The sequence below is a fragment of the Actinokineospora sp. genome (assembly GCF_050699995.1).
In the GTDB taxonomy this organism is placed as follows: Bacteria; Actinomycetota; Actinomycetes; order Mycobacteriales; family Pseudonocardiaceae; genus Actinokineospora.
Genome location: NZ_JBOHGC010000289.1, coordinates 1 through 2,016, shown reverse-complemented (window position 1 = coordinate 2,016; position 2,016 = coordinate 1). Strand labels below are relative to the sequence as shown.

Below are 2,016 nucleotides of genomic sequence, written 5' to 3'. Positions count from 1 at the left end.
GGGCGCCCCGGCGGCATGACATCAGGCGCGCGGCTTCTCGCGCATCTCGTAGGTCTCGATCAGGTCGCCGACCCGCAGGTCGTTGTACGACCCGAGCGTCAGACCACACTCGAAGCCCTCGCGGACCTCGGTCGCGTCGTCCTTGAAGCGACGAAGCGAGCTGATCGGCAGGCCCTCGTTGATCACGACACTGTCGCGGATCAGGCGGGCCTTGGCGTTGCGTCGGATCTCGCCGGACATGACCATGCAACCGGCGATGGTGCCGACCTTGGACGACTTGAACACGTCGCGAACCTCCGCGCGGCCCAGCTCGACCTCTTCGTAGATCGGCTTGAGGAGACCCTTGAGGGCCGCCTCGATCTCGTCGATCGCCTGGTAGATCACCGTGTAGTAGCGCACGTCGATGCCCTCGCGGTTCGCGAGTTCGGTCGACTTGCCCTCGGAGCGGACGTTGAACCCGATCACGATCGCGTCGGACGCGGTCGCCAGGTTGATGTCGCCCTCGGTGATGCCACCGACGCCGCGGTGGATGACCCGCAGCTCGACCTCGTCGCCGATATCGATCTTCGTGAGCGCGTCCTCGAGTGCCTCGACGGTACCCGAGTTGTCGCCCTTGATGATCAAGTTGAGCGAGCTGGTCTCCTTCAGCGCCGCGTCGAGGTCTTCCAGGCTGACGCGCTTGCGCCTGGTGGCGTTGAGCGCCGCCCGGTTCCTCGCCGCGCGCCGCTCGGCGATCTGCCGTGCGGTGCGGTCTTCCTCGACCACGAGGAACGTGTCGCCCGCGCCGGGAACCGACGTCAGACCGATCACCTGGACCGGCCGCGACGGCAGGGCCACGGTGACGTCCTCGTTGAACTCGTCGACCATCCGACGCACGCGACCGTAGGCGTCGCCCGCGACGATCGAGTCACCCACGCGGAGCGAACCGCGCTGGACGAGCACCGTGGCGACCGGACCGCGACCGCGGTCGAGGTGCGCCTCGATGGCAACGCCCTGGGCTTCCATGTCGGGGTTGGCCCGAAGGTCGAGCGCCGCGTCCGCCGTCAGCAGGATCGCCTCGAGCAGCCCGTCGATGTTCACGGCCTGCTTGGCCGAGATGTCGACGAACATGGTGTCGCCGCCGTACTCCTCGGCGACCAGCCCGTACTCGGTGAGCTGCTGGCGGATCTTCTGCGGGTTCGCGCCTTCCTTGTCGATCTTGTTGACCGCGACCACGACCGGCACGCCTGCGGCCTGGGCGTGGTTGATCGCCTCGACCGTCTGCGGCATGACGCCGTCGTCCGCGGCCACCACGATCACGGCGATGTCGGTCGCCTGGGCACCACGCGCACGCATGGCGGTGAACGCCTCGTGACCCGGGGTGTCGATGAAGGTGATGAGGCGCTCGACGCCCTCGAGGGAGGTCGCGACCTGGTAGGCGCCGATGTGCTGGGTGATGCCACCGGCCTCGCCCTCGTGCACCGTCGTCTTGCGGATGGTGTCGAGGAGTCGGGTCTTACCGTGGTCGACGTGACCCATGACGGTCACGACCGGCGGGCGAGCCTGCAGGTCTTCTTCCTCGCCCGCGTCCTCGCCGTAGCTGATCTTGAACGAGTCGAGCAGCTCGCGGTCTTCCTCCTCCGGAGAAACAACCTGAACCGTGTAGTTCATCTCGGAGCCGAGCAGCTCCAGGATCTCGTCCGAGACCGACTGGGTCGCGGTGACCATCTCACCGAGGTGGAACAGCACCTGCACCAGCGAGGCCGGGTTGGCGTTGATCTTGTCGGCGAAGTCGGTCAGCGAGGCGCCACGCGCGAGTCGGATCGTCTCGCCACTGCCCTTGGGCAGGCGGACGCCGCCGACGCTGGGCGCCTGCATGTTGTCCCTGGACTCCTGGCGCTTCTGCCGCTTCGACTTGCGGCCACGCCGAGAAGGACCACCGGGGCGACCGAAGGCACCCGCGGCGCCGCCGCGACCGCCGCCGCCACCGGGACGACCACCGCCGCCACGGAAACCGCCGCCGCCACCGGCCGGAGC

The 2,016-nt window shown here is 68.3% G+C and carries 1 protein-coding gene; it reads right to left on the bottom strand.

Annotated elements, in window-relative coordinates:
* Positions 1-21: 21 nt before the first annotated feature.
* Positions 22-2,016: translation initiation factor IF-2 (gene infB, locus ACRDSQ_RS14350; protein ID WP_431421566.1), on the bottom strand; the 1,995-nt coding region annotated here is incomplete at its 5' end.